Origin of the sequence: Desulfosporosinus sp. SYSU MS00001, from assembly GCF_049943955.1 — a bacterium.
GTDB lineage: Bacteria > Bacillota > Desulfitobacteriia > Desulfitobacteriales > Desulfitobacteriaceae > Desulfosporosinus.
Window position 1 is genome coordinate 14,537 of the sequence record NZ_JBNFTW010000013.1, and the last position, 26,980, is coordinate 41,516.

Annotated in this window: 33 protein-coding genes and 1 riboswitch; of the genes, 31 read left to right on the forward strand and 2 right to left on the reverse strand. The window is 43.4% G+C overall.

The window, feature by feature from the left end:
* The first annotated feature begins 11 nt into the window (after positions 1 to 11).
* Positions 12 to 260, forward strand: a complete 249-nt coding sequence (locus ACPUYX_RS18570; protein ID WP_426381107.1) for a hypothetical protein — start codon at positions 12 to 14, stop codon at positions 258 to 260.
* 65 nt (positions 261 to 325) lie between these two features.
* Here ACPUYX_RS18570 and ACPUYX_RS18575 read toward each other — a convergent pair whose 3' ends face one another.
* Positions 326 to 706, reverse strand: coding sequence for a response regulator (locus tag ACPUYX_RS18575; RefSeq protein WP_426381108.1), 381 nt, complete (start codon positions 704 to 706; stop codon positions 326 to 328).
* Positions 707 to 839: 133 nt separating this feature from the next.
* A riboswitch (cyclic di-GMP riboswitch) is annotated at positions 840 to 927 on the reverse strand.
* 328 nt (positions 928 to 1,255) lie between these two features.
* The gene (locus ACPUYX_RS18580; protein ID WP_426381109.1) at positions 1,256 to 2,242 is read right to left on the reverse strand and encodes a DUF4405 domain-containing protein; all 987 of its coding nucleotides are present in this window, start codon (positions 2,240 to 2,242) and stop codon (positions 1,256 to 1,258) included.
* 373 nt (positions 2,243 to 2,615) lie between these two features.
* Here ACPUYX_RS18580 and ACPUYX_RS18585 point away from each other — a divergent pair, with 373 nt between their 5' ends.
* From ACPUYX_RS18585 to ACPUYX_RS18730, 30 genes are all read left to right on the forward strand, one after another.
* Entirely contained in the window at positions 2,616 to 3,146 is a 531-nt protein-coding gene (locus ACPUYX_RS18585) for a YqeG family HAD IIIA-type phosphatase (RefSeq protein WP_088226369.1), read from the forward strand.
* A gap of 98 nt (positions 3,147 to 3,244) precedes the next feature.
* Positions 3,245 to 4,075, forward strand: coding sequence for a shikimate dehydrogenase (aroE, locus tag ACPUYX_RS18590; protein ID WP_426381110.1), 831 nt, complete (start codon positions 3,245 to 3,247; stop codon positions 4,073 to 4,075).
* Between the two features lie 21 nt (positions 4,076 to 4,096).
* Entirely contained in the window at positions 4,097 to 4,531 is a 435-nt protein-coding gene (locus ACPUYX_RS18595; RefSeq protein ID WP_426381111.1) for a prepilin-type N-terminal cleavage/methylation domain-containing protein, read from the forward strand.
* Positions 4,532 to 4,619: 88 nt separating this feature from the next.
* Positions 4,620 to 5,768, forward strand: coding sequence for a chorismate synthase (gene aroC, locus ACPUYX_RS18600; RefSeq protein ID WP_426381112.1), 1,149 nt, complete (start codon positions 4,620 to 4,622; stop codon positions 5,766 to 5,768).
* A gap of 27 nt (positions 5,769 to 5,795) precedes the next feature.
* A complete protein-coding gene (locus ACPUYX_RS18605; RefSeq protein WP_426381113.1) occupies positions 5,796 to 6,323 on the forward strand; it encodes a shikimate kinase in 528 nt (175 codons plus the stop codon).
* Positions 6,301 to 7,395 carry a 3-dehydroquinate synthase gene (gene aroB / locus ACPUYX_RS18610; protein ID WP_426381114.1) on the forward strand — a complete coding sequence of 365 codons (1,095 nt, stop codon included), beginning with the start codon at positions 6,301 to 6,303 and terminating at the stop codon, positions 7,393 to 7,395. Before ACPUYX_RS18605 ends, aroB begins: the two co-directional genes overlap by 23 nt.
* A gap of 296 nt (positions 7,396 to 7,691) precedes the next feature.
* The gene (locus tag ACPUYX_RS18615) at positions 7,692 to 8,060 is read left to right on the forward strand and encodes a competence type IV pilus major pilin ComGC (protein WP_426381115.1); all 369 of its coding nucleotides are present in this window, start codon (positions 7,692 to 7,694) and stop codon (positions 8,058 to 8,060) included.
* A 201-nt stretch (positions 8,061 to 8,261) separates the two neighbouring features.
* Positions 8,262 to 8,612, forward strand: a complete 351-nt coding sequence (locus ACPUYX_RS18620; protein WP_426381116.1) for a type IV pilus modification PilV family protein — start codon at positions 8,262 to 8,264, stop codon at positions 8,610 to 8,612.
* Between the two features lies 1 nt (position 8,613).
* Complete coding sequence (locus tag ACPUYX_RS18625; RefSeq protein ID WP_426381117.1) at positions 8,614 to 9,135, forward strand: PilW family protein; 522 nt, start codon at positions 8,614 to 8,616, stop codon at positions 9,133 to 9,135.
* Between the two features lie 56 nt (positions 9,136 to 9,191).
* On the forward strand, positions 9,192 to 9,491 hold the full coding sequence (locus tag ACPUYX_RS18630) for a hypothetical protein (RefSeq protein WP_426381118.1): 300 nt from the start codon (positions 9,192 to 9,194) through the stop codon (positions 9,489 to 9,491).
* Positions 9,492 to 9,493: 2 nt separating this feature from the next.
* Positions 9,494 to 11,164, forward strand: coding sequence for a GspE/PulE family protein (locus ACPUYX_RS18635; RefSeq protein ID WP_426381119.1), 1,671 nt, complete (start codon positions 9,494 to 9,496; stop codon positions 11,162 to 11,164).
* Between the two features lie 14 nt (positions 11,165 to 11,178).
* On the forward strand, positions 11,179 to 12,225 hold the full coding sequence (locus ACPUYX_RS18640) for a type IV pilus twitching motility protein PilT (protein WP_426381120.1): 1,047 nt from the start codon (positions 11,179 to 11,181) through the stop codon (positions 12,223 to 12,225).
* Positions 12,222 to 13,421, forward strand: coding sequence for a type II secretion system F family protein (locus ACPUYX_RS18645; RefSeq protein ID WP_426381121.1), 1,200 nt, complete (start codon positions 12,222 to 12,224; stop codon positions 13,419 to 13,421). The genes ACPUYX_RS18640 and ACPUYX_RS18645 overlap by 4 nt, the downstream gene beginning before the upstream one ends.
* 81 nt (positions 13,422 to 13,502) lie before the next feature.
* Complete coding sequence (locus tag ACPUYX_RS18650; protein ID WP_426381222.1) at positions 13,503 to 14,015, forward strand: type II secretion system protein; 513 nt, start codon at positions 13,503 to 13,505, stop codon at positions 14,013 to 14,015.
* 103 nt (positions 14,016 to 14,118) lie between these two features.
* On the forward strand, positions 14,119 to 14,868 hold the full coding sequence (locus tag ACPUYX_RS18655) for a prepilin peptidase (RefSeq protein ID WP_426381223.1): 750 nt from the start codon (positions 14,119 to 14,121) through the stop codon (positions 14,866 to 14,868).
* 15 nt (positions 14,869 to 14,883) lie between these two features.
* Positions 14,884 to 16,332: a competence protein ComA gene (locus ACPUYX_RS18660; protein WP_426381122.1), complete on the forward strand. Its 1,449-nt coding sequence runs from the start codon at positions 14,884 to 14,886 to the stop codon at positions 16,330 to 16,332.
* A 32-nt stretch (positions 16,333 to 16,364) separates the two neighbouring features.
* Entirely contained in the window at positions 16,365 to 16,847 is a 483-nt protein-coding gene (locus tag ACPUYX_RS18665) for a hypothetical protein (RefSeq protein ID WP_426381123.1), read from the forward strand.
* Between the two features lie 78 nt (positions 16,848 to 16,925).
* Positions 16,926 to 17,444, forward strand: coding sequence for a LysM peptidoglycan-binding domain-containing protein (locus ACPUYX_RS18670; RefSeq protein WP_426381124.1), 519 nt, complete (start codon positions 16,926 to 16,928; stop codon positions 17,442 to 17,444).
* A 297-nt stretch (positions 17,445 to 17,741) separates the two neighbouring features.
* A complete protein-coding gene (gene aroQ, locus ACPUYX_RS18675) occupies positions 17,742 to 18,188 on the forward strand; it encodes a type II 3-dehydroquinate dehydratase (RefSeq protein WP_426381125.1) in 447 nt (148 codons plus the stop codon).
* A gap of 14 nt (positions 18,189 to 18,202) precedes the next feature.
* The gene (locus tag ACPUYX_RS18680; protein WP_426381126.1) at positions 18,203 to 19,264 is read left to right on the forward strand and encodes a M24 family metallopeptidase; all 1,062 of its coding nucleotides are present in this window, start codon (positions 18,203 to 18,205) and stop codon (positions 19,262 to 19,264) included.
* Between the two features lie 118 nt (positions 19,265 to 19,382).
* On the forward strand, positions 19,383 to 19,940 hold the full coding sequence (efp, locus tag ACPUYX_RS18685) for an elongation factor P (RefSeq protein ID WP_047809565.1): 558 nt from the start codon (positions 19,383 to 19,385) through the stop codon (positions 19,938 to 19,940).
* Positions 19,941 to 20,019: 79 nt separating this feature from the next.
* A complete protein-coding gene (locus ACPUYX_RS18690; RefSeq protein ID WP_426381127.1) occupies positions 20,020 to 21,693 on the forward strand; it encodes a ribonuclease J in 1,674 nt (557 codons plus the stop codon).
* Positions 21,694 to 21,862: 169 nt separating this feature from the next.
* Positions 21,863 to 22,885, forward strand: a complete 1,023-nt coding sequence (spoIIIAA, locus tag ACPUYX_RS18695; RefSeq protein WP_426381128.1) for a stage III sporulation protein AA — start codon at positions 21,863 to 21,865, stop codon at positions 22,883 to 22,885.
* Positions 22,885 to 23,394, forward strand: a complete 510-nt coding sequence (locus ACPUYX_RS18700; RefSeq protein ID WP_426381129.1) for a stage III sporulation protein AB — start codon at positions 22,885 to 22,887, stop codon at positions 23,392 to 23,394. Before spoIIIAA ends, ACPUYX_RS18700 begins: the two co-directional genes overlap by 1 nt.
* A gap of 20 nt (positions 23,395 to 23,414) precedes the next feature.
* Positions 23,415 to 23,612: a stage III sporulation protein AC gene (spoIIIAC, locus tag ACPUYX_RS18705; RefSeq protein WP_047809561.1), complete on the forward strand. Its 198-nt coding sequence runs from the start codon at positions 23,415 to 23,417 to the stop codon at positions 23,610 to 23,612.
* 11 nt (positions 23,613 to 23,623) lie between these two features.
* Complete coding sequence (gene spoIIIAD / locus ACPUYX_RS18710; protein ID WP_426381130.1) at positions 23,624 to 24,010, forward strand: stage III sporulation protein AD; 387 nt, start codon at positions 23,624 to 23,626, stop codon at positions 24,008 to 24,010.
* Positions 24,011 to 24,014: 4 nt separating this feature from the next.
* Complete coding sequence (gene spoIIIAE, locus ACPUYX_RS18715; protein ID WP_426381131.1) at positions 24,015 to 25,193, forward strand: stage III sporulation protein AE; 1,179 nt, start codon at positions 24,015 to 24,017, stop codon at positions 25,191 to 25,193.
* A 9-nt stretch (positions 25,194 to 25,202) separates the two neighbouring features.
* Positions 25,203 to 25,781 carry a stage III sporulation protein AF gene (locus ACPUYX_RS18720; RefSeq protein WP_426381132.1) on the forward strand — a complete coding sequence of 193 codons (579 nt, stop codon included), beginning with the start codon at positions 25,203 to 25,205 and terminating at the stop codon, positions 25,779 to 25,781.
* 29 nt (positions 25,782 to 25,810) lie between these two features.
* Positions 25,811 to 26,374 carry a stage III sporulation protein AH gene (locus ACPUYX_RS18725; protein WP_426381133.1) on the forward strand — a complete coding sequence of 188 codons (564 nt, stop codon included), beginning with the start codon at positions 25,811 to 25,813 and terminating at the stop codon, positions 26,372 to 26,374.
* Position 26,375: 1 nt separating this feature from the next.
* Positions 26,376 to 26,945, forward strand: a complete 570-nt coding sequence (locus ACPUYX_RS18730; RefSeq protein ID WP_426381134.1) for a SpoIIIAH-like family protein — start codon at positions 26,376 to 26,378, stop codon at positions 26,943 to 26,945.
* Positions 26,946 to 26,980: the final 35 nt, after the last annotated feature.

Genomic DNA, 26,980 nt, shown 5'->3' on the forward strand with positions numbered 1-26,980 from the left:
GGGAATTTAAAATGTGTCCATATAGTAATGAAGGGATGAATGTCAACGGTTCGTATTATTATTGTGATGCTGCGGCTCTGGGTATAAAGCTAAGCGCAAAGGAATTAGTAGATATAGGCTGTACCGTGACGCAAAGGAAAACGTGCAAGAGTTTAATGGAAATGACTCTTGGGTACGCGATGCTTCCAGATCCTGTTGAGAAAAATACAAAAGTAATTATTGATTTCAATAGAGACAGCAAAAAACTTTGTGCGAAATAAATTTATAACTGCAGTGTGCGCATAGCTAAAGCCCTCACAGATGAGGGCTTTAGCTATGGCCAACCTTACTGACGATGTCCGTTCAATAATAAGTTATCAACTGCAATGCTGAGCTCCTCCAAATCAAAAGGCTTAGTCATGACATAATCGATACCGCCATTATGAAGTATTTCATTGATCTCTTGTTGATCCGTATAAGCTGACATTAAAATGACACGAATGTTCGGATTGTAACGATGTAATTGTTCGCGAAGCTCTAAGCCATTCAGACCAGGCATCTTGATGTCGGATATTATTAGGTCGGGCAATTGCTCTTTCGCTAATGACAATGCTTCAATTCCTGAAGTAGCAGTCAATACGGTGTACCCTTTCGAAGAAAAAAGAGCATTCAGAAGACTTCGAATTCCAAGATTGTCATCAACGATTAGTAAAGAACCTTGACTCAAGCAAATCCATCTCTCTTTCCATAGTTTTCCTAACATATGTATTGGAATTATGGTATTTATATGACCCAATAAGCCAAAATAACGGCTTCTGAAATTAAAAATGTAAGCAACAAAAGGCTGCTTACACTTCTTAGTTTGCAGCTAGGCTGTCATATTCCCGATGGAAGTTAGACCCTTTAGCTTTGCGTCTCGCTCTTTCGAACAATTTGCCCTAAATATACAATATGTTGATTTCGAGAAAATCAGAACATTTCTTATATTATAAGACAAATTTTAACAAATTACAACATAATTTAAAACCTTTAGCCAAAATACGTTAATCCATAACTAGTATGATAAAATTTGCAAAGGTTGTTACTATTGCACAATCTGCAATGGTATTTGCTTAAGTGTTTTTAAGTATTAATAAAAAAAGCCCAAAAGGCGTAATGATGTGTCAAAACGCGTCCTCTCAGGCTAATTTTCTGTATGCATATTTCTTTCGATTGTCGTTTTGCAGCGGCTCCTTGTTTAACGACGCTGCCTTCGTACGAGCTACAATGGATCTGCTTATGCTCGGAAACCTGTTCCATGAAAGCCTCTATGACGATGGTTCTGAAATGTCCTATCATTAAATTGATCACTGTTTCTGTGATTTTCTTCCTGCGAATTTGGTATTGAATAGCTATCGTTATTGCTATTATTACTGTTATTGTAATTGTATTCTTGTCCCTGATCTATTGTGGTGTCACTTGAAGTTTGACCATATAAGTTTTGATATTCTGTCATAGCTGCTTGCATTTGGGTTTCCCCTCTATTACATCCCGGGCTTAAAAGAGGGCAATGCTTATTACAACCTGTACAAAACAGGTTTCCAAGATAATCGGACAAACTAGGGTGATTAACTCCTGGAGTGTTGTCATAGGCCTGGTTTGAATTTGGTCGATCTCCCTGAGTTAGGTTGCCTTCGCTGGGGGGATTAAGGGAATTTCGCATTGATACTGTTGGAGGGCTCGTGGGATTACTTAACGATTTATTAGATCCTAGTAGATTACGGTCAAATATAATACCTAGAATTAATCCTATTCCTAGAGCTAGTACTAGTTTTCTTTTGCCATATGCAAGCATACTGCCTAAGGAGGCAGATAAATACTTTCGATGCAATACAATATGTATGGATATTAATCCTAGACAAAAATATGAAACTGATTTATGAACTGATACTAGAAAATCAGAATTTCCACTTAATTCAACTGGAAAAATTACTCGAGAAATAAGAATACCGGTTATGACTATAATGCTGACACAAAGGAATAATCCAATATTAATTAAGAATATACATAGTCGTTTCTTTGCTGATACTCCTCTGAATTGGAATTTAAAGATGTTTTTAATCCACGTCAAGTTTACAAAGAGGTGAAGGATAAAGAGAGTGATGGCCAAGACCCCTGCAAATTCGTGGAAAACCAGTCCGGTATCAAAAGGATTTAATAAAAGTAAGTAAATAATGATCATAGTAAAATCAAGAGCTATTTTTAATGATGGTTTACAATTCAATGAACTCACTTCCTTAAAAGATTTTATTCAGTCAATGTTATGTGCCTTTGTAATAACTATAAAGGGTCTCCCTGAAATTAATCTGAATAAAACCAAGATTATAATCTAAAGAAGTCTAGTACTCTGATTCACTCAGGAATAGCTCATTTTCTCATTCGTTTGTTGCCAAAAAGTGCAAAGGGGAAACCATTTTCTACAAAAGTATTGTACCTAACTGGTATGTTCTTATTCATAATTGGCACGATCTGTGTGGATTAGAACGGGTTTGCGAAAAGTTCTACACGAATACAACTTCAAATTAATACCCTCTTGACTTGCTTGAAGCGTATTACCTAAGGTATAATTATGAAAAGTTCTATACTTGGAGGGTTCAATGTTTGACTATTTTCGACCAACACTTCAAGCTCCTTCCATAGATCTCATTGTTGTTGAGCAACTTGTTCGAGATGGAATTAAGGGGCTCATTATCGATTTAGACAATACTATGACACCTTGGAATGATGTCGAAGTGGGTCCAAAGGTTAGAGAGTGGTTTATCAAAGTCAAGGCGGCTGGCATTTCTGCCTGCGTCGTGTCAAATAATAAGAAGAGACAACGCGTGGCAGTTGTTGCGGAACGGTTAGGAATTCCTTTTGTTTTTGGAGCGACAAAGCCGCGCAGAAGGGCTTTCCGTGCGGGATTAGAATTGTTAGGTACAGGGCAGAATGACACAGCTGTTATAGGCGATCAGTTATTCACAGATATTTTAGGCGGAAATCGGCTCGGCCTCTATACGATTCTTGTGACCCCTATTAATGATCGTGAATTTATTGGAACGCGGATTATGCGGCGGATGGAAAAGGTCCTTGTTTGGCTGATGAAACATTTTGCCCCTGCGAAACCGTATAGTCCTAAAATACATTAAGAATTATAACAACAAGGGAATGGGTCAGCCATTCCTTTTTCACTATTGTGATGACTCATTGTCAATAATTATTAAAACTTTGATAAGGGATGGATGCTATGGAAAAACATTTTGCTGTGATTGGGAACCCCATTGGGCATTCTTATTCGCCGGCAATGCATAATGCGGGCTATAAATATCTGGGTATTGATGCGCAATACCATCGTTTTCAAGTGCCCCCTGATCGTTTGGACGAAGCTGTCAAAGGGTTGTGTGCCCTAGGTTTTAGCGGCTGGAATGTTACACTTCCTCATAAGGAGACTATTATTCCGCATCTCGATATCCTTACGCCCCAGGCCAAGCGAGCCGGTGCCGTGAATACCGTAAAGATTCTCGATGGGGAAAAGATAGGTCATAATACGGATGGGGACGGATTTATCTGTTCCATCGAGAGTGAGCTTGGGGAATTTACGGACAAAAGGGCAGTTGTTCTAGGTGCCGGAGGAGCTTCGAAAGGGATCGCTTTAGCTCTCGCAGCCAAAGGTATGCACGTACATATTCTTAATCGAACACCTGAAAAAGCGGCAGAGCTAGTTAGAATTCTAGATTCTAAAGGCGGTAAGGGAAGTTTTGGCGAATTTAAGCCGGGAGATTGGCTGGAGGACGTTGACCTATTAGTTCAGACAACCTCCTTGGGTTTACGTGGCGAACCATTTCCCTTTTCACTGGAAGGCCTTTGTCCAAAGGCCTTGGCCGTCGATATCATCGTAACCGTTCAGAGAACCTCTTTTCTGCAAGAAGCTAATAAGTTGGGATGTCGTGTCTTAGATGGAACTGGCATGCTTCTCCATCAAGGAGCATTGGCTTGGGAATTTTGGCTGGGCGGACAGGCGCCAATTGAGGTTATGCTTAAAGGCCTGGAAGATCAGATGCAGCGGGAGAGGTTATAAAAAAACAAAAGGAAGAGAACCATGTCACAGACAGGGGACAGAGAGTACGGATTTACTCTTCTGGAAATGTTATTGGTATTGACACTCTTGGCAGGAGCAGGCTATGCACTGCTCGTCAAGCTTCCCAATCGATGGGAGCAGGATCGACTATCCCTTGTGACAACTCAATTATTAGAAGAGATTCGGGATGCCCGACAGGCTGCCCTGGCTGAAAATGATTGGTATCAAGTTAAGTTTTACACTCAAGGTGAACATCATTATCAGATTTTCAAAGAGGGGACTAGAATCGAAGACATTTCTTTGCTGAAGGGCATCCGATTTCTCGGACAGCCGGACAATCTTTTATTTAATGCTTCTGGCAGAAGCGCAGGAACAACTATTAGTTTAACTAACTCTTTTGGAGAGCGTCGAAGTGTTGTCGTTGCCCCAGTAGGGATGAGAATTCGAGAAAAGTGAACTCGTTCAACTAAAATTTATTATCTTGAGTAACATTTTCTATATTAAGTCAGCAAATTTTTTAGTTTAGCAGAGGGAAGGGATTAGAGTGCGTTTTTTAACCGCAGGGGAATCTCATGGTCAAAAGCTGATAGGGATAATTGAAGGACTTCCCTCAGGTATGAAGATTTCCAAAGAAATAGTCGATCGGGCTTTGAAAGAACGGCAGCAAGGTCCGGGACGCGGGGGAAGGATGGCTATTGAACAGGATCAAGTCCATTTTATTTCTGGAGTACGGGGCGGATTGAGCACTGGCGCTCCTCTGGCCATGGAAATTTTGAACCGGGATTGGGAAAACTGGGAGAAAATCATGACCTGGGAGGAAAAGGCAGATTTAGAAAGCCGAAGAGTGATGACTCCTCGGCCAGGTCATGCGGATTTGACAGGGGCTTTAAAATATCGTACAGAAGTAAGGAACATCCTGGAAAGGGCGAGCGCTCGCGAAACAGCAATGAGAGTGGCAATCGGGAGTATTGTAAGGCAAGGCTTGTCCCAATTAGGAGTGGAAATTAGGGGGCGGGTGACCGCTGTAAGTGGTGTTCATGCTGAATTATCGGAGGATGCTGAGTATTGGCAGCGTGTTCAGCAATCAGAGTGGTCGGTGGGAGACCCTGTGGCCGAACGCCTAATGGGGGAACGTCTTCAGGCAGCTCGTGAGGAAGGAGAATCCTTAGGAGGCTTGTTAGAAGTCCAAGTTCTTCATCTTCCGGCAGGGCTGGGTTCTCATGTACAATGGGATCGTAAACTCGACGGAAGATTAGCTCAAGCTGTTCTTTCTGTACAAGCTATTAAAGGAGTCTCTTTTGGTATAGGTTTTGATGCCGGAGAAAAAATGGGTTCCTTGGTGCATGATCCAATAGGATATCGGCCGGGTCAAGGGTTCTACAGGGAGTCAAACCATGCCGGAGGAATTGAGGGAGGGATGAGCAACGGAGAGGCGATTGTCCTCCATGCTGTCATGAAACCAATTCCTACTCTTTATAAACCGCTGAATTCTGTTCATCTTGAAACAAAGGAAATCGTCAAAGCAAGTGTGGAGCGCTCTGATGTTTGTGCAGTTCCGGCCGCTTTGGTGGTTTTGGAACATGTTGTTGCTTGGGTCATAGCAGAAGCAATTTTGGAAAAATTTCCCGCAGATAGTTTTCCAGAGTTAGAAGCCTCTTGGCAGACTTATCAAGAATATCTAAAGAATATTTAAAATTACAGGGAGAGAGGAAGAAGCTCCATGAGGAACATCGTTCTCATTGGATTTATGGGAACCGGCAAAAGTACAGTTGGCCGGCGCTTAGCTCAGGCACTGGCATGGAATTTTGTCGATACGGATGCTGAAATCGGAGAAGTAACAGAATTAAGTGTGAGTGAAATCTTTCGGCGTTATGGAGAGACCCGCTTTCGGTCTGAAGAAAAGATCGTCGTCGCAAGACTGTCTCAGGAGGATGAGCTAGTTATAGCTACCGGTGGGGGGACAGTATTGAATTCGTCAAATTGGGGTGTTCTGGCGGAAAATGGAGTTATCGTCAGTTTGTACGCCTCGCTGGACGTGATTCTCAATCGAATCGGCCATAAGAACGACCGCCCGCTTCTCAGAAGTACTCATGACGAAATTGAACGATTATTTCTGGAACGGCAGCCATTTTACGAAAAGGCCGATTTTACCATTGATACAACCTTTAGAACTATTGAGGAAGTGGTGGGCGAAATCCTGGCTCACCTGGGAAGGATGGCTATCCATGAGTTTACCAGAAAAAATTGAGGTTGCAGCGAAACAAAGATATCCGGTTTATTTAGGAGCTGCGCTGGAAGAGTTGGGAGATTATTTGCATTCTCTGTCCGATAAAATCCAACATATTCTTGTCATCTCACACAAGAAGGTCTCAGATCTTTATCTGGAGCGACTTATGAAGGGGCTGGAGAATTATCGCGTTGATTTGTTAACTGTACCGGAAGGGGAAGAGGAAAAGTCTTTGGAACGTTTGAGCCGGCTGACATCAGCTGCTTTGGACTGCGGCGCAGATCGTAAAACGTTAGTTATTGCCTTAGGCGGTGGTGTAATCGGAGATTTAGCCGGTTTCTTTGCCAGCGCATTTATGCGAGGTGTTCGTTTCCTTCAAGTTCCTACGACGTTATTAGCTCAGGTAGACAGCAGCATTGGCGGTAAAGTTGCCGTCAATCATCCGGCGGGAAAAAATATTCTGGGAGCTTTTTATCCGCCGCTGGCTGTCTGGACAGATTTTTCGACGTTAAATAGTTTGCCTTGGAAGGAAGTCGAAAATGGCTTGGCGGAAAGTATTAAACATGCTTTAATAGATGATGAGGATCTTTTTGTTTTTTATGAGACTCAGGTCGATAGTATCAGGCAGCGAGATCCTGCAATTTGGCGTGAGATGGTAACACGGTCCGCTTCAATTAAAGTCAGGATTGTATCTCAAGATGAACGGGAACAAGGCATTCGCCGTTTATTGAATTTAGGCCATACTTTTGGACATGCTCTGGAAACGGAAATGAATTACCGCGGCGTGACTCATGGCCAGGGAGTCAGCATAGGTATCGTTGCCGCGGCTTATCTGGCCAATGCCAAGGGATTTCTCACTCTGACAGAGGTTGAAAGAATTAAACAGTTGCTTCAACGTTATGACCTGCCGACGTCGATTGAAAAGCAAGACCCTCAATCTTTGCTGCGGCGAATGCAAACAGACAAGAAAAATCAGGGTGGCCGCAAAATTCTTGTTCTTCCCCAAGGAATCGGGAAGTCAGTGGTTTCTGAGGATTGTACGGATGATGAGATTTTGGCGGCTTGGCATAAAATTATTGTGAAAAACAATTAGGCCGCAAGGTATGGGAACTACTACTCCCACTTGAAGTGGGAGTCTTAACAGGTAAAACTTAATAATTTGCTTCGCGGCTTTGAAGATTCGGCTCGGATATTAATTCCAGTCGGATCTTCTTTGCTTATTTTTGCTAAAATGTGGAACTAAACTGAAGATGTCGTTGGAAAATGAAAAAGAACCGTTAATAAACATATAATGAATAAAGATGTGTCGATGTCAAAAGGAGTTTTAAAATAGATAGAGAAGTTTAAAGGAAAATCAAGGTAATTCTCGATCTGAGGAGACAAATAACTATGAATAGAATGATGACACTAAAAAGAGTGAAGAATGTACAAATGGGTTTTACCCTTTGGGAACTTATGATTGTTCTTTGTTTAATGGGAGTTCTTTTAGGTAAAGCTGTTCCTCACTTCTATTCGTCTTCTAACTTTGTAAGATTAGAGGCCGATCTGGCTAATCGCGAAGAAATCGAAGGTGCCGCGCAGTTATATCGAATTGATATCGGAACCTTTCCCGTCAGTGTTTCTGATTTAGTCAATTTGCCTGATGATATAAAGGAATGGAGAGGACCGTATTTGCCTGAAATCCCAGTAAACCCCTTAGACCCTAAGGTGGGCTATCAAATTGACAACTTGGGGCAGGTCATAACTATCAATAATTGATGATCAATAAGTGAATGAAACACCTAAGGTTTTAAAGGATAACGATTAATTAGCAGTCGAGTACGAAAAAAGAGAGTTTCCAGACTATAGGAAGAAGGAAGGTTGATAATGGAGTAACAAGAAAAGCTAAAGAAGGGAAAACATAAATACCGGGAAGGTGGTTAGACGAGAGATTATCGATATTTTCAGGGTTATATTTTGTTGGATGTTTTATTGGCAGTCTTCCTTTTTTCTTTAGGGTTTGCCGCTCTATATGGATTATACGAAAGAGCATTAGTCGAAGCGCATCAGTCCTTATCCCTAATGGAGGCCGCAAATCTAGCTCAAAAGAAGATGGAGGAGTTAGCGGCTCAAAGCTGGAGAGACAATATCGACGCACAGCGTTGCTTGCCAGGAGGAGTAGTAGAGGGAAATGAAGGAAAATTTCAGTGGCGGATCGATTCCAACTGGGATGATATCCCCCAATTATTGAGAGTTAAGGTGAATGTATACTGGATTGAAAGAGGAACTTCAGATTACTACCAGATAGAGAGTTTATTTGAGGTTGAATGAAGTGAAAAACAAAGACGGGTTCACTCTTTTGGAGGTGTTGAGCGGATTACTAATTGCCGGAATAGTTTTAATTAGTGCCTTAAACCTTTTGGCAGGTATGTGGAAAGAAGCACGCACTCTAAAAGGTCAGTTGGAGGTCCAATATGCTCTTTTGACAGCCGCTAGAACAGTGGGTGATGAGATTCGGCGGGCAAAATCTGTCCAATGGGTCAAAGAAACTTGTGAATTGAAGCTCATCCCGTCAATTATTGAGGAGGAGAATCCCTCACAAATTGTCGATTCCTATTTTGTGGCTGATTTGGATGGCGACGGAATAAGGGATCTGTATTGGAAGCATATGGGTGTATCTCAGCCAATTGCAAGCTTCTTGACCGGTTGGGAAAGCGTGGAGGTGGAGCCGGGATTGTGGGAAATAGTTCTAAAGGTGACTGTCGACAAGCAGAGTGTCACGTGGAAACAAGTTGTTCGCCAGCGTGTTTATCCCAGCACATCTTCACAAAGTGTTGCTCCAGAGGCTTCGTAACTCCTCTTATCCTTTTGCTTTTAGCCTCCTTTTCGGGATTGGGAATGGAAGTGTATATGAAGGCAAATTTAGGAAAGAGAATGGTCAGGAGAGAGACCCAGAGCCGACAGGCGCTTTATATGGCTGAAGGAGGAGTCGAATGGGCGAAGGCTCATTTGCTGTCTGATTTTGGACTGCGCCGTGGAGAGGTAGTATTTGACATGGGGCAGGCAGCTATCTTCATTGAGAGCAGCGGAGATGACTATAAAATCATTTCCGAAGGGCGTTCAGGTTTAGCTGTCCGTAGAATTGAGGAAATCCTGCAAGAGAAAACTGGGAAATGGATTGTTAAAAGTTATCAGGAGCTACATCAGTAATTATGAAACACGCACTGGAATTTGTTCGATATCTCAGGGGCCTAAGGAAATTTGATTCTTTTTCAGCAAACAAAGCTATCGATAACATCAACAGTGAAGAGCATCTTCAGAAAAAAGTCCTATCCCGTGAAACTTTAAATGATGATTTGCGCCGATACTTGGGTATACCAGAGATTTCTATGACTCAAGTCGTAGTTGACCCTGAGGCTGTTAATTTAATTCCTGAAGAAATAGCACGACGTTATACCCTTATTCCTTATCAGCTTCAAGGGAAAAGCTTAATGGTCGCAATGGCAGACCCGACGGATGAAGGGGCTCTTCGTACTGTTCGCATAATTACCGGCATGGATGTGGCTCCGGTTTACGTTCGAGAGAAAGAAATTAAAGCTGCCATTCGCCAGTATCTTACTGTTGAACAATCTGTGGCTCAAATGACGTATTTAATGAGACAGACGGATAATGAAACGATTGCGGAAAAAGCAGCAGGTGAATTATTCAACAATTGGGAAGAAGACGCCCCAACGTTAAGATTTGTTTATTCAGTGCTTCAGGAGGCGGTGATCGAAGAGGTTAGCGATATTCATTGGGAACCACGTCAGAAGGATTTTGTTGTCCGTTATCGTATTGACGGTAAATTGCTTAAGAAACATATCCTTTCTGCGTCAACAGCGCGCACGATTATATCCTCACTGAAAGTAATGGCCAATATGGATGTTGCAGAACGGCGGATTCCCCAAGACGGACGCATGACCTTTAGCGTCGGCACGCGGCAGGTAGATCTGCGCATGTCTTCCCTACCGACGGTCTTCGGAGAGAAAATTGTCGTTCGCGTCTTAAATCCTGAAATGGCCCAACGTTCTCTGGAAGAGTTGGGCATGCGTCCGGAGGTTAAAGTAGGGGTTCAAGGGCTATTAAAGCATACCAATGGTTTAATTTTAGTCGTAGGACCGACGGGGAGCGGCAAAACGACGACCCTTTATGCACTTCTTCGTGAGTTAAATGCCGAGGAGCAAAACATTATTTCGATTGAAGAGCCCGTAGAATATCAGCTTCCGGGAATTAATCAGGTTCAGGTAAACTTGCCGGCAGGACTGACTTTCGCCGTCGGTTTAAGGCATATCCTTCGTCAGGACCCCGACGTGATTATGATTGGCGAAATTCGCGATGAAGAAACCGCCCGTATAGCGATCACGGCTTCCCTCACGGGTCACTTAGTGTTGTCAACACTGCATACGAATACGGCGGCCGAGGCTTTAGAGCGCCTTTTAGACATGGGAATTGAGCCTTATCTTTTAGCGTCTGCTGTAAGGGGAATCTTATCTCAACGCTTGGTGCGGCGCTTATGTAACTCTTGTAAAAAGGGTTATAACATTTCTGAGGTGGAAAAAAGGGCTCTCCGTTTACCAAAGCCAATAAATCAATTGTATCGCTCTCAGGGCTGTAATAAATGCTTTGGTACAGGCTTTAAGGGAAGGATCGGGGTTCATGAGTTTTTGCACTATAATCAGGAAATTAAGGAATTAGTACTTACGCGGCATAATTCCAGGGATATTGAACGACAAGCAATACTTTCAGGGATGTTAACGATTTATGAAGATGGTCTTTTGAAAGTTACCCAAGGTTTAACCACCATTGAAGAAATGCTTTTTACAACGTCTGAGATAGAACGCTAAGAGGAGAGAACAACATGCTTTCGATGGAAGAATTATTTCTTAATGCTGCAGAAAGAAAAGCCTCTGACATCCATTTAACGGTAGAGAGTCCTCCTGTTCTCAGGGTGGATGGTTCATTAGAACCTTTGCCCATGGACAAGCTGTCTCAGGTCGATTTAGATACCTTTGCCCATTCCCTGATGAATGAGATCCAGCGAAAACGATTTGCTGAATTGGGAGAATTGGATTTATCCTACAGTTTACCGCAGGTTGGGCGTTATCGGGTCAACGTCTTTCGCCAAAGAGGATCTATTGGGATCGTTATTCGCTTAATTCCCTACGATATTCCAACTCCGGAAAGCCTTGGCCTCCCACCCGTGAGCCTTGATTTAGCCAGGCTGCCCAAAGGTTTGGTGCTTGTGACGGGTCCTACCGGCAGCGGTAAATCTACAACCCTTGCCTCATTGATTGATTTTATTAACCGGACGAGAGCTTGTCACATTATGACTATTGAAGACCCGATCGAGTATCTGCATAAGCACCAATTAAGTTTAGTGAACCAACGTGAGATTGGCTGCGATACAAATTCTTTTGCTAATGCTCTGCGGTCTGTTCTGCGGCAAGATCCCGATGTGATTTTAGTGGGTGAAATGAGAGATCTTGAAACAATCGCCACGGCTGTGACAGCAGCTGAAACAGGACATTTAGTTTTTAGCACATTGCATACCAATGATGCTACACAATCGGTAGATCGGATGATTGATGTCTTCCCGCCCCACCAACAGCAACAGATCCGAGTGCAGCTAGCGGCTGTATTACAGGGAATTCTGTCTCAACAGTTATTTCCCAGAGCAGATCATCGGGGAAGAGTTGCAGCGATTGAGGTTATGCTCGCAACTCCTGCCGTTCGAAGTCTAATTCGGGAGGGAAAAACTCATCAGCTTCCTACTGTAATTCAAACAAATAGCAAATTGGGTATGCAAACAATGGATAAAGCCATTCTTGACCTCGTTCAAAAAGGATTGGTAACCTATGAAATCGCTCAGGAAAAACTGCAAACCCCTGACAGTCTCCACAGATGAGTAAACGCTGGTTTAAATGGAAAGCGGTGGATGCTGAAGGAATTTTGCAAAGCGGTCGCTGCTTGGGAAACGACTCTTTCGAGGTTCAAACACTGTTGAAAAAGGAAGGATATTTACCGGTCAAGATTAAGAACCATAAGAATTGGTTTGCAGAGTTCATTGTTCGTCCAAACGCTCAATGGGGTCATTTTGCAAACCGCTTGAGTTTATTATTAGAGGCCGGAATTCCTCTGCTCCAAGCTTTGGAGATTATGACCAAGTCTCAAGGGAATTTAACCTTTGAACAAAGTCAGTGGTCAAGTGTCAAAAATTCTATAGCGGCCGGATGTGATTTATGGGAAGCGCTTCTCCAGCTCAAATCGCCTCCGAACGCTTATGTCTTGTCGATGATCAAAGCGGGAGAGTATTCGGGAAATTTAGCGAAGGTTTTGAGTGAAGTGGCTGCAGAATTAGAGCAAGAAGATAACTTCAGGCAGAGAATAAAGGCTGCCCTGGCTTATCCAATCTTTTTACTGCTGGTTGTTTTTGTTGTCCTCTGCAGTCTATCCATAGGTGTGCTTCCCATGTATGAGAGGCTCTTTGCAAGCATGAATGTGGAGTTGCCTAAATTGACTCAAGTCATTTTTGTTGTCGGAAGAAAATTCCCTCTGATGTTGCAAGTAATAGGGGGACTGGCAGTAGTGATGCTGCTGATCTGCGTAATTTGGAAACCAAAGGATTGGCAGAACTACCTTAGCAACAAGATTAGACATTTGCCTTATCTTGGCAGGATATATCGTCTCAGGGATTTAATTCAATTTAGCAGTATCTTGGGTCACCTCTTAATGACGGGTATTCCCTTGTTAGAAGGGCTGGTGTTAACGGCTGGAACGCTGCAAACAACGGAAATGTTGGCCTTGACAGAGCGGCTTATGCTCAGCGTTAAACAAGGAAATCCCATGGCGGATTTGTTGCTTGAAAGCGGAATTTTTCCTAAAGAAGGGGCAGAGATGGTCGCAGTCGCCGAAGAAAGCGGGAACTTAGATAAAATGTTCTTGCAAATTGCGCTTTCGTTGCGCAAAGACCTGGAATTTAACCTCGATCAATTTACGCGTATACTTGGACCGGCCTTGATTTTAATTATGGCAGGGCTGGTTGGTTTAGTTGCCGGAGGAGTAATGATTCCTGTTTTTGATCTTAGTTCTCAGCTGAAGTAAGCTTTCACATGGGAACTAAGGAAGGGAAGTTTTTAGATGAGGAAGGAAATATCCGAGTAGGAGGATGAAACAATGAAACCTATGAAACCGATGAATGATTTTCAGCGGGAGAATGGATTTACACTCATCGAAGTTATGGCAGTCATCATAATAATGGGTATTATAGCTGCTGTGATCATTCCCAAAATGACGTCAAGTACGGCTTTGGCACGAAAAAAGGCTGATGTGGCGACTGCGCATCAGGTTAAAGCGGCTCTCGACCGTCTTCAAGTTGAAAACGGAGTGTATCCGAAATATGGAGAACTGACAGCGGATGAGGGCGAAGTGGTTTGCAGCGAGCTGATTCCGAAATATATCGGAAAACTGGATAAAACAACAACCCAACAAACAGTGGCAGATAGCAACAAAGGGTTTGGTGTTGCCCAATTGGCAGCGGTTGATTCCGATAAAAGCCAGTATTCGATTCCAGAACCGGGAGATAGTAGTAACGATATTAAAACGATCATGATCTATTTGTCTTCTGACGGTCTGGCGGCAGAAGTCCGAGCATATGATGACGATCTAAAGACTGTTCTTTGGACATCAGCAAATTAAATAATTGAAATAAGCAACTAACTAACTAATAATTACTAATTAAATTAGTAACTAAATCGGTAGACTCAGAAAAGAGGTAACTTTTTTGATAGGCTTTAATTTGATGATCGGTGTATTAGGCATTATCATCGGCAGCTTTTTAAATGTTGTCATATATCGCGTACCGAAAGGGGAATCCATCGTTTCACCGGGTTCGCATTGTCCGAAATGCGGGCATGCTCTTCGAGCTTGGGAACTTATTCCCATTATTAGCTATTTAATTCAACGGGGCCGATGCCGAAGTTGTCAGGCTAAGGTTTCTTGGCGCTATCCCATGGTAGAACTTCTTACGGGTTGTTTTTTCTACTTAACGGGTACACTGGGTTTCTTAATGGGACTTCACCCGGCTCGAATTTTATTAAATCTGGTCTTTATATCAGTTTTGATTGCTTTATCGTTTATCGATTTAGACACATACCGTTTACCCGACGTTTTGACGATTCCCCTATGGGGGCTGGGTTTGTTGGGGGCTTTTTTAATACCGGGGAGTCCGTCAGGATGGGAGGGTATTTTCAGTTCCCTGGGGGCAGGAGGTTTTTTTTGGCTGATAGCCAAATTTTATCCTCAGGGTATGGGCCTGGGAGATGCTAAATTGGTTGCTGCTTTAGGGGCTTTTGTGGGTTTTCCGGGGATCTTTTTGGCTGTCTTTTCCGCGAGCTTTCTGGGAGCAATTGTTGGTCTAGTGTTTCTTGGTATAGGTCAAAAGGGCTTTCGTCAACACATTCCTTTTGGCCCCTATCTTTCTTTAGGTGCTGTCCTGGCTTTATTGTGGGGACCGAGGATTTTTGATTTGTATTGGGCATGGTTTAAATAGCCCGGGAGGTGACTGATGCGCAAGAAACTTGTCGTATTTGAAATAACCGACAGTGAACTTCGGGTCTTTAAAGCTTCTCTTCCCCTGATTGCAAAACTTAAACAAAGTCATAGCTCTGCGGCGGTCAAGTTTGACCGAATTCAAATTACGGGCGTAATAGAACAGGGGATTGTCCGTGATAAAGCCGCCCTGCTTGGTTGTTTAATGGATTATCAAAGGGAAAACCCATGTGATGGACACTTGGCCTTTTTAGCAATACCCATGCAAACAGGATTTATTCGTTCCTATAAACTACCCTGGCTTGCGAGATCTTATAGAGATTCCGCCATAGCCCTTTTGGTGGCTGAAGAAGTACCGAGCAGTGCAGATCTTCTTTATGATTATGTGATTCTCAGGGAAGAAAAGCATAAGAGCCTCACCATTTTGCTGGGAGCTTCCCGCCGTGAAGTTCTTGAACAGTATGTCGCTATTTTTAAACAGGCTGGAATAAGGGTAGGCGGGGTTAATTTCTCATGGGCCGTATTAGGTCAGGGGTTAGAACTAAATCCTGATGAGGATACTCTCTACGTTCGTGAAGAGGTCAATGAATTTCAATTCGCACTTTTTCGAGGTCAGATACCTGAAAGAGTGCGAACTCTGTTTGCCAAAGAAACAACCGTTGCTCTCGTTGACGCCGAGATTTGCAGCCAAGATATTCAGAGATATTCAAAGGAATGGGAAAATGAAATTCGGAGCTTTCTCTTGTATCTTAAGGCGCAAAATTCAGATAAGACGTTAAAATGTCTTCTATGGAGCGGCGGTTTGCGTCTTGAATCCCTGGTCAAGAGTGTAACACTTCCTGATTACATCACGGCGGCCCAGGCTAAATTTAAGTCAGTTCCCGAGACATGGTTATGGGCTCTTGGAGAATATCAAGGTTTTGCAGAAGCTGTTATTGCCTATGGGATTGTCCTTCTGCAAAAGTCTGCGTCCCTAAATCTTTGGAGACAACCCAGTAAGGCAGAGAAGATGCTAAAAAGGTATCAAATAATAGGCGCAGCTTTAATTTCTCTCTTGCTGCTTGGAAACAGCGGTTGGGTGTTTCTGCGGCAAGAGATGTCAGCTCAGCAGAATAGGGTTCAGCAACTTTTACATCAAGGTACTGAACTTGAAACCCAATTAAGACGCCAAATGGACTTGACGAGATCTTGGAAAATGATACAAGCCCGTTCTGAAAAAGTGGCCGACATTTTAGGGCAAGTGCAAAACTTACTGGACTCGCAGTTAACGATCAAGAAATTGGTTTATAGGCAAGGTACTCTTTCTCTAACCGGCAGTGCAGGAGACGTTAGATCTATTCAATCCTTGATCCAAGGACTTCGCAGATTAGGTTGGTACCAGCCTGTCCTGACAGGCTATTCCTCAACGTCATCCGAGCAAACTGAATTTTCCATTAGCGCGAAACGAAAAGATGTCAACAATTGACCGGGTTCAATTTTGAAATGGGGGGATGAGCTTTGGCATTTTTCAAGAACAATATCAGAGCTTGTCTGGTCGCTTTTGTTTTCTTAAATCTTTTGGAATTTTGCACATTCTGGAATCCGGCCTATCGCAACCTACAGGATTTGCGGAAGAAAATAATATATTGGGAAACAATGTCGAGGACAAGCTTAGACATAGCTGTTCCCAAACTTCCCACAAGAGATCAATTTCTGGATATCGTGGAAGGATGCCGAGATAATTTTCTTCAGGCCGGAGTTAAGGTGACTGATTTGAAAGTCGAAGGATTTGGAACGCCGGAGAACCGGGTGATTTCCCAGGGAGCAGCCATTGATTATGCTCTGCTGCGTTTGCATTTGCAGGGGAATTGGGAAACTATTATTTCACAGCTTGAAGTTCTTGAAGATTCTCATGAAGAGATTTATATTCAGGAAATTATGTTAGCTCCCGAAGGCGGAGAGAGCTTGCTGCAGATTTATTATTATTCGCCTAATGAGTAACGTATCTGCTAAGGTTCTGGAATATTGTGGAACGAAACATCCCTTCTCCGGCATATGTTAGCGCGAGGAGGGATTTCTGTGGTTAAACAATACATCCTTCAGCCTGGAGACAATTTTCATCGTCTGGCAGAGCGCCTGGGGTGTGCCTGCGACGATTTTATGCGGGTAAATCCAAATCTGGATCCTTGGAAACTTCAAATTGGACAAAAAATTGTTCTTCCCGAGTTGAAAAGTAATCTCCAAGGGAAGGAACAATATGCAGCTATAGGTACTGATCGAGGGCAAGAATTTGCCGGAGATTATCTTGATGATGTGGAAATGGAAGTTGAAGGAGTCCAATTCCGTCTCAAACGAATTGGAGAGCCTAAAATTCCCCATGAAATTCACTTTATTCTTCCCCGGACTGAGATTCATAAAGTTCAGCCTGCTGGCGAAGGCGGGCCTACTGAAGTGCAGATTATGATCAGCAACTTGGATATTGTTCTTTCTCCGCGTCTCGCTAGCGGTGACACCGCCGAACAGATTAAAGCCACGCCTCAAACCACGGTTCAGATGAAAGAACAGCAAAGCGTTCAACCCTTTCAATCGTCTCCTTAGGTGCGGGAGCAGTTTGGAACAACTATTAAATATCTGAAATTTTGCCTCCGTATAGCGGAGGTTTTTGTTTGGAATAGTAACTTATAGGTTCCTATACCTTGCTTCGCTGGGGGTAGAGTCCCTCCTTCAGCGCGATCGCATTTGTTATGGGCTAGGCGCTCTCGGCGAAAGTGTCCACAGGAAACTTTCGCCATCGAAGCCCTGATGTACAGTTTTAGCTGAACGAGTTCACTTAACTACTTTGCTACGGTGCTAAATTATGATAATATTTTCAGTGAGGAATAAGGAAGTGATGAATTGGCAAGTATTTATGTGTTTCATGGTCCTAATTTAAACTTATTAGGAACACGTGAGCCGCAGCATTACGGCATGCGTACTTTAGCAGAGATAAATCAAGAGGTGCAAGGGCTTGCTGGACAAGCAGGATTTAATGCTGAATGTCGGCAGACGAATCATGAGGGAGATTTGCTTGATTGGATACAAATGTTAACGCCTGAGGATTTCCTGATTCTTAATCCTGGGGCATGGACTCATACGAGTTACGCCATTCGCGATGCTATAAGCGGTGTTAAGGTACCCACTGTAGAGGTTCATCTTTCCAATATTCATGCTCGGGAATCCTTTCGAGAAACGTCTCTGATCGCACCGGTTTGTCTTGGGCAAATATCAGGATTGGGATCTGACGGTTACAATTTGGCAATGCGCTTTGCCATTGATTATCAAATTGGACGGACAAAAAAATAAAGGGGGTTGAATCATTGACTCGATTAGAACGGATGCGCCAGCAAATGCAGGAAGAAAACATTGATACGTATGTGGTTCTTCGTCCTGAGAACGGAAGGTATTTAAGCGGCTTTACCGGGGGCGAGGCAACATTGGTCATTACCCTGGAAAGGTCTTTTTTGTTGACAGATTTCCGATACATAGAACAGGCTAAAGAACAATCGCCTGATTTTGAAATTGTTAAGACGGGACATGAACATTTTTCAGCCATGGGGGATATGGGCCTTCAATCTAAGCGAGTGGGTTTTGAAGGTGACTTTATTACTTATACGGATTACGAAAAGCTGAGACAGTCATTTGCCCAAAGTGAACTTTTGTCCTTACCGAGTCTTATCAATAATCTTCGTTCGGTCAAAGATGACCAGGAGATACCTTTAATCCGGCAAGCCGTTCAAATTGCCGATGAGGCTTTTGCTGAAGTCTTAAAAGCCATTGAAGTTGGACAGACAGAAGAGGAAATCGGACTGAATTTGGAGTTCTCCATGCGTCGTCGGGGAGCCAGCGGAGGTTCTTTTGAGTTTATCGTGGCTTCAGGCCTTCGAAGTGCTATGCCGCATGGCACAGCCAGTCCGAAGAAGGTACAAATGGGAGAGTTTCTCACCATGGATTTCGGCGCGATTTATCAAGGATACTGTTCCGATATAACGAGAACAGTTTTTTTAGGCGAACCCACTGAGAAACATCGAGAACTATACGCAATTGTTTTGGCCGCTCAACGGGCCGGTATCGCTGCCGTGGCCCCTGGACGAACCGGCAGAGAGGTTGATGCTGCAGCTCGTAATATTATTGAAGATGCCGGCTTTGGGGAATACTTTGGGCATGGTTTAGGACATTCTGTAGGTTTGGCGATTCATGAAGGACCAAACTTTAATCAGCGGGAAGAACGTGTTATCGAACCGGGAATGGTTCTTACGGTGGAACCGGGTATTTATATTCCTGATTGGGGCGGTATCCGCATTGAAGATATGGTTCTGGTGACAGAAGATGGCTGCGAAGTCTTGACCCGGGCTCCCAAAGAATTAATTCTCTTAACATAGATCCGAGCCGATTTTTTTGCTTCCTGACCTTTAAGTTACAAGAACTAGTTGCACTCGGGCTATCCGGAAGGTATACTTTCGTTGGTACAAAAGAATATATAGGGGGAACGATTAATTTATGATTTCTTCGAACGACTTTAAGACAGGTCTCACCATTGAAATTGATGGAGACGTTTTTTCGGTGGTTGAGTTCCAACATGTTAAGCCGGGTAAAGGGGCTGCCTTTGTTCGCACGAAACTAAAAAACGTTAAAACAGGCGGGGTTGTTGAACGTAAGTTTAATGCCGGCGAAAAAGTCAATACGGCTCATGTTGAGCGGCACGAAATGCAGTATCTTTACAAAGATGGAGATCATTACGTGGTAATGGATAACGAGACTTATGAGCAAGTTTCTTTAACAGAAGGACAAATTGGTGATGGCGTGAAATGGCTCAAAGAAAATATGAACTTAGGGGTTCTTTTCTTTGATACGGAGGTTATCGGTGTTGATGTGCCGAACTCAGTGCAACTCCTAGTGACAGCTACGGAACCGGGAGTGAAAGGTGATACGGCTACCGGGGGAACGAAACCTGCGACCTTGGAAACGGGTGCCATTGTGCAAGTTCCTTTCTTTGTCAATGAAGGAGACGTGCTTATTATTGATACCAGGACAGGAAACTATGTTCAAAGGGCGTAATTAAACGAAATTAAACATGTAATCACCTCCTATGGGACAAACTAAGAGTACTTAGTAGTTTTATAGGAGGTGTTTTTGTTTGTTTCACAAGACTTCAAAACTTAGTGTAATTCCCCTTGGAGGAACCGGGGAAATCGGGAAAAACTTAATTGTTCTTGAATATGAAGATTCAATTATTGTCATTGACGGAGGCGTGAAGTTCCCTGACGAGGAGTTGTTAGGGATTGATCTTGTCATCCCTGATATCTCCTATTTAGAAAAAAACCGTGAACGGATAAAAGGGCTCTTTATCACCCATGGCCATGAAGATCATATTGGGGGCCTGCCCTTTATTTTGCCACAATTAAATATACCGATTTACGGAACAAAGTTAACGATTGGCTTGGTGATGGCGAAGTTTCAAGAGCGCGCTCCTTATCCGGAATCGCTGGTTCACACTATCGAACCTGGTGAACTTATCCGGGCTGGGGCTTTTCAGGTGGAAGCCTTTCGAGTGACCCACAGTATTCCGGATGCTGTGGGGTATTCCTTGCTTACTCCTATCGGCAGAGTAGTCTATACCGGCGATTTTAAAGTCGACTATACACCCATTGATGGGCAGAATATGGAGCTGGGGAAACTAGCTGGCTGGGGAGAAGAAGGAATTCTGGCTCTGATCTGTGATTCAACCAATGCCGAGCGTCCAGGGGTTACTATGTCGGAAAGAGTTGTAGGAAAAACCTTGCGGGAATGGTTTGAACGAGCAGAAGGAAAAATTATTCTGGCCTCCTTTGCCTCCAACGTGCACCGAATCCAACAAGCCATCGATGCTGCTGCTGATATTGGCCGCAAAGTTTGTGTTGTGGGCAGGAGCATGGAAAGTGTTGTTCGGACAGCCATTGAGATGGGATATCTAAAACTGCCTGCTCAGGAGATCTTAATAGAAAGTTCAGAAGTAGATAAAATTCCTCGCACAGGCTTACTGGTGCTTACTACAGGGAGCCAGGGAGAACCTTTGGCAGCTTTGACCCGAATGGCGACGGGCAGCCATCGTCAAATCAAAGTCGAGGCCGGCGATATGGTGATTATTGCTGCAACGCCGATACCCGGAAATGAGAAACTCGTTGGCAAAACAATTAATCACCTCTATCAAATAGGGGCCGAAGTTGTTACCAAAGAGATGGGACAGGTCCACGTATCCGGGCATGCCAATCAGGAAGAGCTCAAGTTAGTTATTCGTCTTGCTCGCCCTCGGTTTTTGATACCTCATCATGGAGAAATCCGGCACCAAGTAGCTCTGCGCAGAATAGGGCATATGATGGGCTATGATGATCAGGATATTGCCCTAACCCAACTCGGTTCAAGAGTTGAGCTTTCGGCAGAGCGGATGGAATTTGGAGCAAGTGTACAAGCCGGAAGCGTATATATCGATGGCTTGGGCGTGGGAGATGTTGGCCAGATTGTACTTCGTGATCGTCAACAACTCGCTCAGGATGGTGTCGTTATTGTCGTGGCAGCTATTTCCAAAGTAAAACCCTATACGCTCATATCCGGACCGGACATTATTTCCCGAGGGTTTACGTTTATGAAAGATGCCGGAGAATTAATTGACGGAGCTCAAAAAGTAGGGAATAGTGCGTTAACGGTTCAGCTGGAAAAGGATCAAATAGAGTGGGTGACGTTAAAAGCCGCCCTTCGGGATAGTCTCGGAAATTATTTTTGGGAGAAGACTCACCGTCGCCCAATGATTTTGCCTGTACTGGTTTCTATTTAAATATTGCTTAGAGTTTTATTTGGAGCATGAAAAACGGGGGTGTTGTAAAACGAACGACTCAAGTTCGTTTTACAACACCCCCGTTTTTTTAGAGAGAACTACTTTTTCCCTCTTAAAACATTCTAAAATTGCCAGAGAGGACATACCTTCAATTAAGGGGGGCAAAAGCGTGTCGCTGCATTATCAGTTATCTGTCATCCAAGCAAAAAACGTGTCGTCTTCACGGTCTAAGCAGGTGTCAACGGGTTGGGAAGATATGGCGAGATGGTTTGGCGAAACAGTTTGCTCGATTTTCCATAAAATTCAGGGTTTTGAGTTTCGGGAAGCTGAAGAAATACGATTACGAGTTGGTCAACCCTTAATGCTCAGGACCTCAGATAAAGACCTGTTTCTTAACCGCGAAGGACAAACTACATCACCGGACAAAGCCTATTGTATTACCATGCCTGATTTGACAGCGGCTTTGGAGAAGATGACTCAAAGTTCTGTTTATGCTGTAGAAGAAGATTTGAGGCAAGGTTTTTTAACCCTTCCGGGAGGAAATCGGGTTGGAGTCACAGGAGAGGCGATCTTGCAAAAAGGTAAACTACTTAAGCTAAAGCATATTTCCTCTTTGAATATTCGCCTTGCCCGTGATGTTCAAGGACAAGGTCTGAGGATTTTGCCTAAACTATGCCGTAAGGACGGCTTCATCTATCACACCTTGGTAATTTCTCCGCCGCGGGCCGGAAAAACAACTCTTCTGCGTGACCTTATCCGGTTAATAAGCAATGGGGTCCCCCAGCTGGGACTTGAGGGAAAGAACGTGGGAGTTATCGATGAACGGGGGGAGCTCGCCGGAATGAATCAGGGAGCAGCCTCATACAATCTTGGGTATCGTACGGATGTGCTCGATGGCTGCCCAAAGGCATATGGCTTATCGATGCTGATTCGATCTATGGCTCCTCAAGTTATCGTTATGGATGAGCTGGGGAATCTCGATGAGGTTGAAGCCTTAAAAGATGCCTTGCGTACAGGGGTGCGAATTTTATGTACGGCTCATGCGAGTTCTTTGGAAGAAGCTAAAACAAGACCAACCTTAGCTCAATTACTTGAGGAAGGAGTGTTTGAACGATTGGTTGTGCTGAATAGACAAACCGGACCGGGTACCATCGAAGGAGTATATGACCTTAAGACGGGGAGGAACCTTTAATGATAGTGTTCGGATGTATTGCCCTTATTGCCGGTTGTGGATCTATGGGACTATGGCTTGCTCAGCGGGTTCGACGCAGGCCGGAGGAACTTAGAGGTTTTTTAGTCGCTCTTACTCTTTTAGAGACAGAAATTGTTTGGGGGTCAACCCCTTTACCTGAAGCGTTTTGTGTCTTAAAGGAACGAACGAGTCCGCCATGGCAAGATTTTTTCTCTGCCCTTCAGCTGCGCTTAGAGCGGGGAGATTCGGCAGGGAAAGCCTGGAATGAAGAAACTTCTCTGCAAAGATCCCGGTTTTGCCTAAAAGAAGAAGATTGGCGGGTGATTCGCGATATTGGCAAAGGATTAGGACGTTCAGACAGTCAGGAACAGCAGAAGCAATTGCAGCTTGTCTTGCGCCAGCTTTCAATGCTGAAAGATCAAGTAGGGCTATGGTCAGAAAAGCAAGCTAAAATGTGGTCCTATTTAGGGTTCCTCTGCGGAGTTGCAGGAGTGCTCATTTTAATATAACCAAGAGAGGAGTCGAAAGAATGAGCTTCAATTTAATTATTACAGTTGCCGGAATTGGGATTTTGGTTGGGGTTCTGGCTTCCGTTTTAAATCAATCCGGAAGAGGGGAAATGGCTCAAGGTGTAACAATTATCGGCGTCATAGTGGTTCTCTATATAGTGGTACAATCTATTGCAGAATTATTCACCTTAGTAAAAAGCGTTTTTAACCTATATTAGGGGGACAAGATGTGGAAATATGGCAAATCGTGGGACTAGCCCTTATTGTCACCATCATAAGTGTTGTCTTAAAACAGTTCCGTCCTGAAATAGCGTTACAACTTTCTATTCTCGCCGGCGCCACTATATTTATCTTGATTCTAAGCAAAGTCAGAGTCATTATTGACCTGCTTCAAACGTTGGCGGATCAAGCCAATATAAGTTCTTATTACTTAATGATTGTCTTAAAAATTGTCGGGGTGGCCTATTTGGCAGAGTTTGGAGCCCAAATTTGTCGAGATGCAGGAGAAGGGGCCTTGGCGACAAAAATTGAGATTGCTGCCAAAGTTGGGGTTATTGTTTTAGCGTTACCGATTATTGTTGCCATAACAGAATCCTTAGTCAGACTTGTTCCGTGAGGTGATGCATTTGAGGGTATCTATAATTAAAGTGATTCTTTTCCTTATTGTCATGTTGAGTGGGACAACTTCTCCCGTATTAGCGGATGAAATTCCCTCACAGCAGCCGCCTAAGTTGGAACTTACCCAACAGATTGATTTGAGTCAACTACGAGGCTTTCTGGACCAACTGGATCGTGATGCTCAAAGTGGAACCGGTTTTTCCTTAAGTCAAATGTTTGAGGATTTGAAGAGTGGGACATTAAATTTATCACCTGAGAAATTTGGCCAGTTACTTCTTGGAATTTTAGCTCGCCAAATATCGGCCAATGTTCCCTTGATCGGAAAACTGCTCGTGCTTGCAGCTTTGGGAGGAATTTTAAATCAGCTCCAAACTGCCTTTAGCGGAAATGTTGGCAAAACAGCTCAAGTAATGACGTACCTCGTTCTTCTGAGTATTGCGCTTACCTCTTTTCGTGAAGCCTTGACTATTGCATCTGGTGTCATTGATCAAATGGTAGGGTTAATGCAAACCTTGTTCCCGGTGATGATGACGTTATTAATTACTATGGGGAATCTTACCAGCGCAGCGCTCTTTAAACCCCTTATCTTGGGAAGTTTGACTGTCTTAGCAACAATTATTAAAACGGTTATTTTGCCGCTCTTTTTTCTGGCTGCCGTATTAAAGCTTTTTAATCAAATCTCCAAGGAGTTCAAACTCAGTAAGCTGGCAGGACTCTTTGAATTTGTAGGAAAAGTTTCCTTGGGAGTGATCCTGACAATATTTATCGGCATCATGACTGTCCAAGGAGTCACGGGAGGAGTAGCCGATAGTGTCGCTTTCAGAACAGCCAAATATTCGGCTGATCTTGTTCCGGTGGTAGGGAAGTTTTTTAAGGATGCCGTAGAATTAGTCATAACTTCAGGGTTGTTGTTAAAAAATGCAGTAGGAATTGTTGCTTTGCTGGCAATTATCGTGATTTGCCTTGGCCCTCTGCTGCGGCTTTTAACCATGATTCTTGTGTTTCGAATTTCTGCTGCTTTAATAGAACCGCTTGGGGAAAAGGCCTTGGCAGACAGCCTTCAGGATATGTCCAAAAGTTTAATCTTTATCTTGGTAACTGTTGCTTCGGTGGGAATTATGTTTTTTATGACAATTGCGGTGGTCATTGGGACTGGAACATTATCTGTAATGTTGCATTGAGGAGGAGATATGGTGCAGACGCTGCAAAATTTGGTACGTAATTTAGCGTTGATCCTGCTTATGGCAACCTTCCTGGAAATGCTTTTGCCGAATAAATCCATGCGGGGATTTGTGCAAATGGTTATGGGGCTGTTTGTGATTTCAGCAGTACTTTCTCCTATAACAACCTTTTTACATACCCCGCTGGCAATGGGAGTACCTGCTTGGAGCCCTTCAGCCCCCCAAGACCTGCCAACAATTGCTGAAGGACAGGATATGAATGTCGGACGGGATGCTGTGCAGGGACAATACCGGCAAATTCTCGAAAACCAGATAAAAGCATTAGCTCTTGGGACAAAAGGGGTTAAATCTGCAGTCGTGGCTATAAAATTTGCAGAGGGGGGAGGGGGCATGACCGATCAGCCAAAGATTTCGGACATTAATGTAACGATATCGTTAGATAATGATGGAATACAACCCGTTCAACCCATAGAAATAGGATCACAGCCTGATGTCAAATCACAATCTTCCCAATGTGAAGAAGTACGAGATAAAATTTCGGTTTTAATGAGCTTGTCGAAAGACCTAATTCATGTTCAAGAAACCTAAAATGATGTTTTGGAAGGGGGCAGCAATTTGTGAATCTGACAAAATTTATTTCTTCGGAAAAAACTTTAGTGGGGTTAGTAGCACTCATCGCTATAGGCATGTCCTTTATCTATTTGGGCAAAGGTCCGGAAAATCCTCTGCCCAAAACGCAAGCCGTGCCTACAAGCTCGACGATAGAAGCCTCGGGTTCGAAAATCACTGCTTTGGAAAAGGAATTAGAGAACAAACTTCAAGCTAATTTATCATTAATGGATGGTGTGGGCAAAGTTCAGGTATCCGTGAGTTTAGCAACAGGACTGAAGACCGAATATGCCCGCAATCAAAATGTTACGAAGAATACGTCTAAAGAGACGGATAAAACAGGAGGAACTCGAGAAACAACACAGGTTACGGAGAACAATCAGGTAGTTATGCCTAATGGTTCCTCTCAGCCGGTTATGATGATGGAAGACCGTCCTGAGGTTGCCGGAGTATTGGTAATTGCCGAAGGGGCTCGTGATCCCAAGGTAAGGGAAGGGATTCATACGGCAGTTCAAACTCTCTTGAGTATTCCCAGTGCCAAAATTACTGTGGTTTCAATGGGGGGAGAATGATGTGAAGAGTAAGCTGAGCAAGCCTCTAATTATCATAAATAATTTTCTGCAATTATGGAGAGTATTGGGATTGGCTGCCTGTTTAGTCATAATTCTTGGGGCGTTATGGGTTTGGTTTAATAGCCCGCGGCATATAGATACAGCGAAGCTAACACCCCAGTCTTCTTCACCACTTGTTGATAATTCAATTAAAATCCAATATGAGACTATCCAGCCGGACGGAACCGGAGAAAACTATTTTGTAAATTATCGTTTAAAGAGAGATCAGTTTCGGCAGGAAACGAAATCAATGATCTCAGAATTGCTGGATTCAACGGTGGAAAAAACTAAGATTCAAGCCCAGGAACAATGGCTGACACTTAGTTCGAAAATCGAAAAAGAAGATGAAATTGAAAATCTTTTAAAAATCAAGGGATTTAAAGATCTTGTGACAGATGTCTGCCCAGATAATGTAACAGTGATTGTTTATGCATCAGGTTTAACACCTAACGAAATCAGTATTATCCAAGAGGTTGTTGTGCGAGTTACAAATGTAAGATTGGATAAGATTATGATATCAACAAAACAGTGAATAATCCCTCAATAAAAATTCAAAGCCGTGAGCAG

Coding starts and splice junctions, on each gene's coding strand:
- ACPUYX_RS18585 (WP_088226369.1), top strand. CDS start 2,616: ATGTTTGACTATTTTCGACCAACACTTCAAGCTCCTTCCATAGATCTC.
- ACPUYX_RS18595 (WP_426381111.1), top strand. CDS start 4,097: ATGTCACAGACAGGGGACAGAGAGTACGGATTTACTCTTCTGGAAATG.
- aroB (WP_426381114.1), top strand. CDS start 6,301: ATGAGTTTACCAGAAAAAATTGAGGTTGCAGCGAAACAAAGATATCCG.
- ACPUYX_RS18645 (WP_426381121.1), top strand. CDS start 12,222: ATGAGTAAACGCTGGTTTAAATGGAAAGCGGTGGATGCTGAAGGAATT.
- ACPUYX_RS18640 (WP_426381120.1), top strand. CDS start 11,179: ATGCTTTCGATGGAAGAATTATTTCTTAATGCTGCAGAAAGAAAAGCC.
- ACPUYX_RS18570 (WP_426381107.1), top strand. CDS start 12: ATGTGTCCATATAGTAATGAAGGGATGAATGTCAACGGTTCGTATTAT.
- ACPUYX_RS18700 (WP_426381129.1), top strand. CDS start 22,885: ATGATAGTGTTCGGATGTATTGCCCTTATTGCCGGTTGTGGATCTATG.
- ACPUYX_RS18605 (WP_426381113.1), top strand. CDS start 5,796: ATGAGGAACATCGTTCTCATTGGATTTATGGGAACCGGCAAAAGTACA.
- ACPUYX_RS18650 (WP_426381222.1), top strand. CDS start 13,503: ATGAAACCGATGAATGATTTTCAGCGGGAGAATGGATTTACACTCATC.
- efp (WP_047809565.1), top strand. CDS start 19,383: ATGATTTCTTCGAACGACTTTAAGACAGGTCTCACCATTGAAATTGAT.
- ACPUYX_RS18635 (WP_426381119.1), top strand. CDS start 9,494: ATGAAACACGCACTGGAATTTGTTCGATATCTCAGGGGCCTAAGGAAA.
- aroE (WP_426381110.1), top strand. CDS start 3,245: ATGGAAAAACATTTTGCTGTGATTGGGAACCCCATTGGGCATTCTTAT.
- ACPUYX_RS18720 (WP_426381132.1), top strand. CDS start 25,203: ATGGTGCAGACGCTGCAAAATTTGGTACGTAATTTAGCGTTGATCCTG.
- ACPUYX_RS18615 (WP_426381115.1), top strand. CDS start 7,692: ATGAATAGAATGATGACACTAAAAAGAGTGAAGAATGTACAAATGGGT.
- ACPUYX_RS18660 (WP_426381122.1), top strand. CDS start 14,884: ATGCGCAAGAAACTTGTCGTATTTGAAATAACCGACAGTGAACTTCGG.
- ACPUYX_RS18655 (WP_426381223.1), top strand. CDS start 14,119: ATGATCGGTGTATTAGGCATTATCATCGGCAGCTTTTTAAATGTTGTC.
- spoIIIAE (WP_426381131.1), top strand. CDS start 24,015: ATGCATTTGAGGGTATCTATAATTAAAGTGATTCTTTTCCTTATTGTC.
- spoIIIAC (WP_047809561.1), top strand. CDS start 23,415: ATGAGCTTCAATTTAATTATTACAGTTGCCGGAATTGGGATTTTGGTT.
- ACPUYX_RS18630 (WP_426381118.1), top strand. CDS start 9,192: ATGAAGGCAAATTTAGGAAAGAGAATGGTCAGGAGAGAGACCCAGAGC.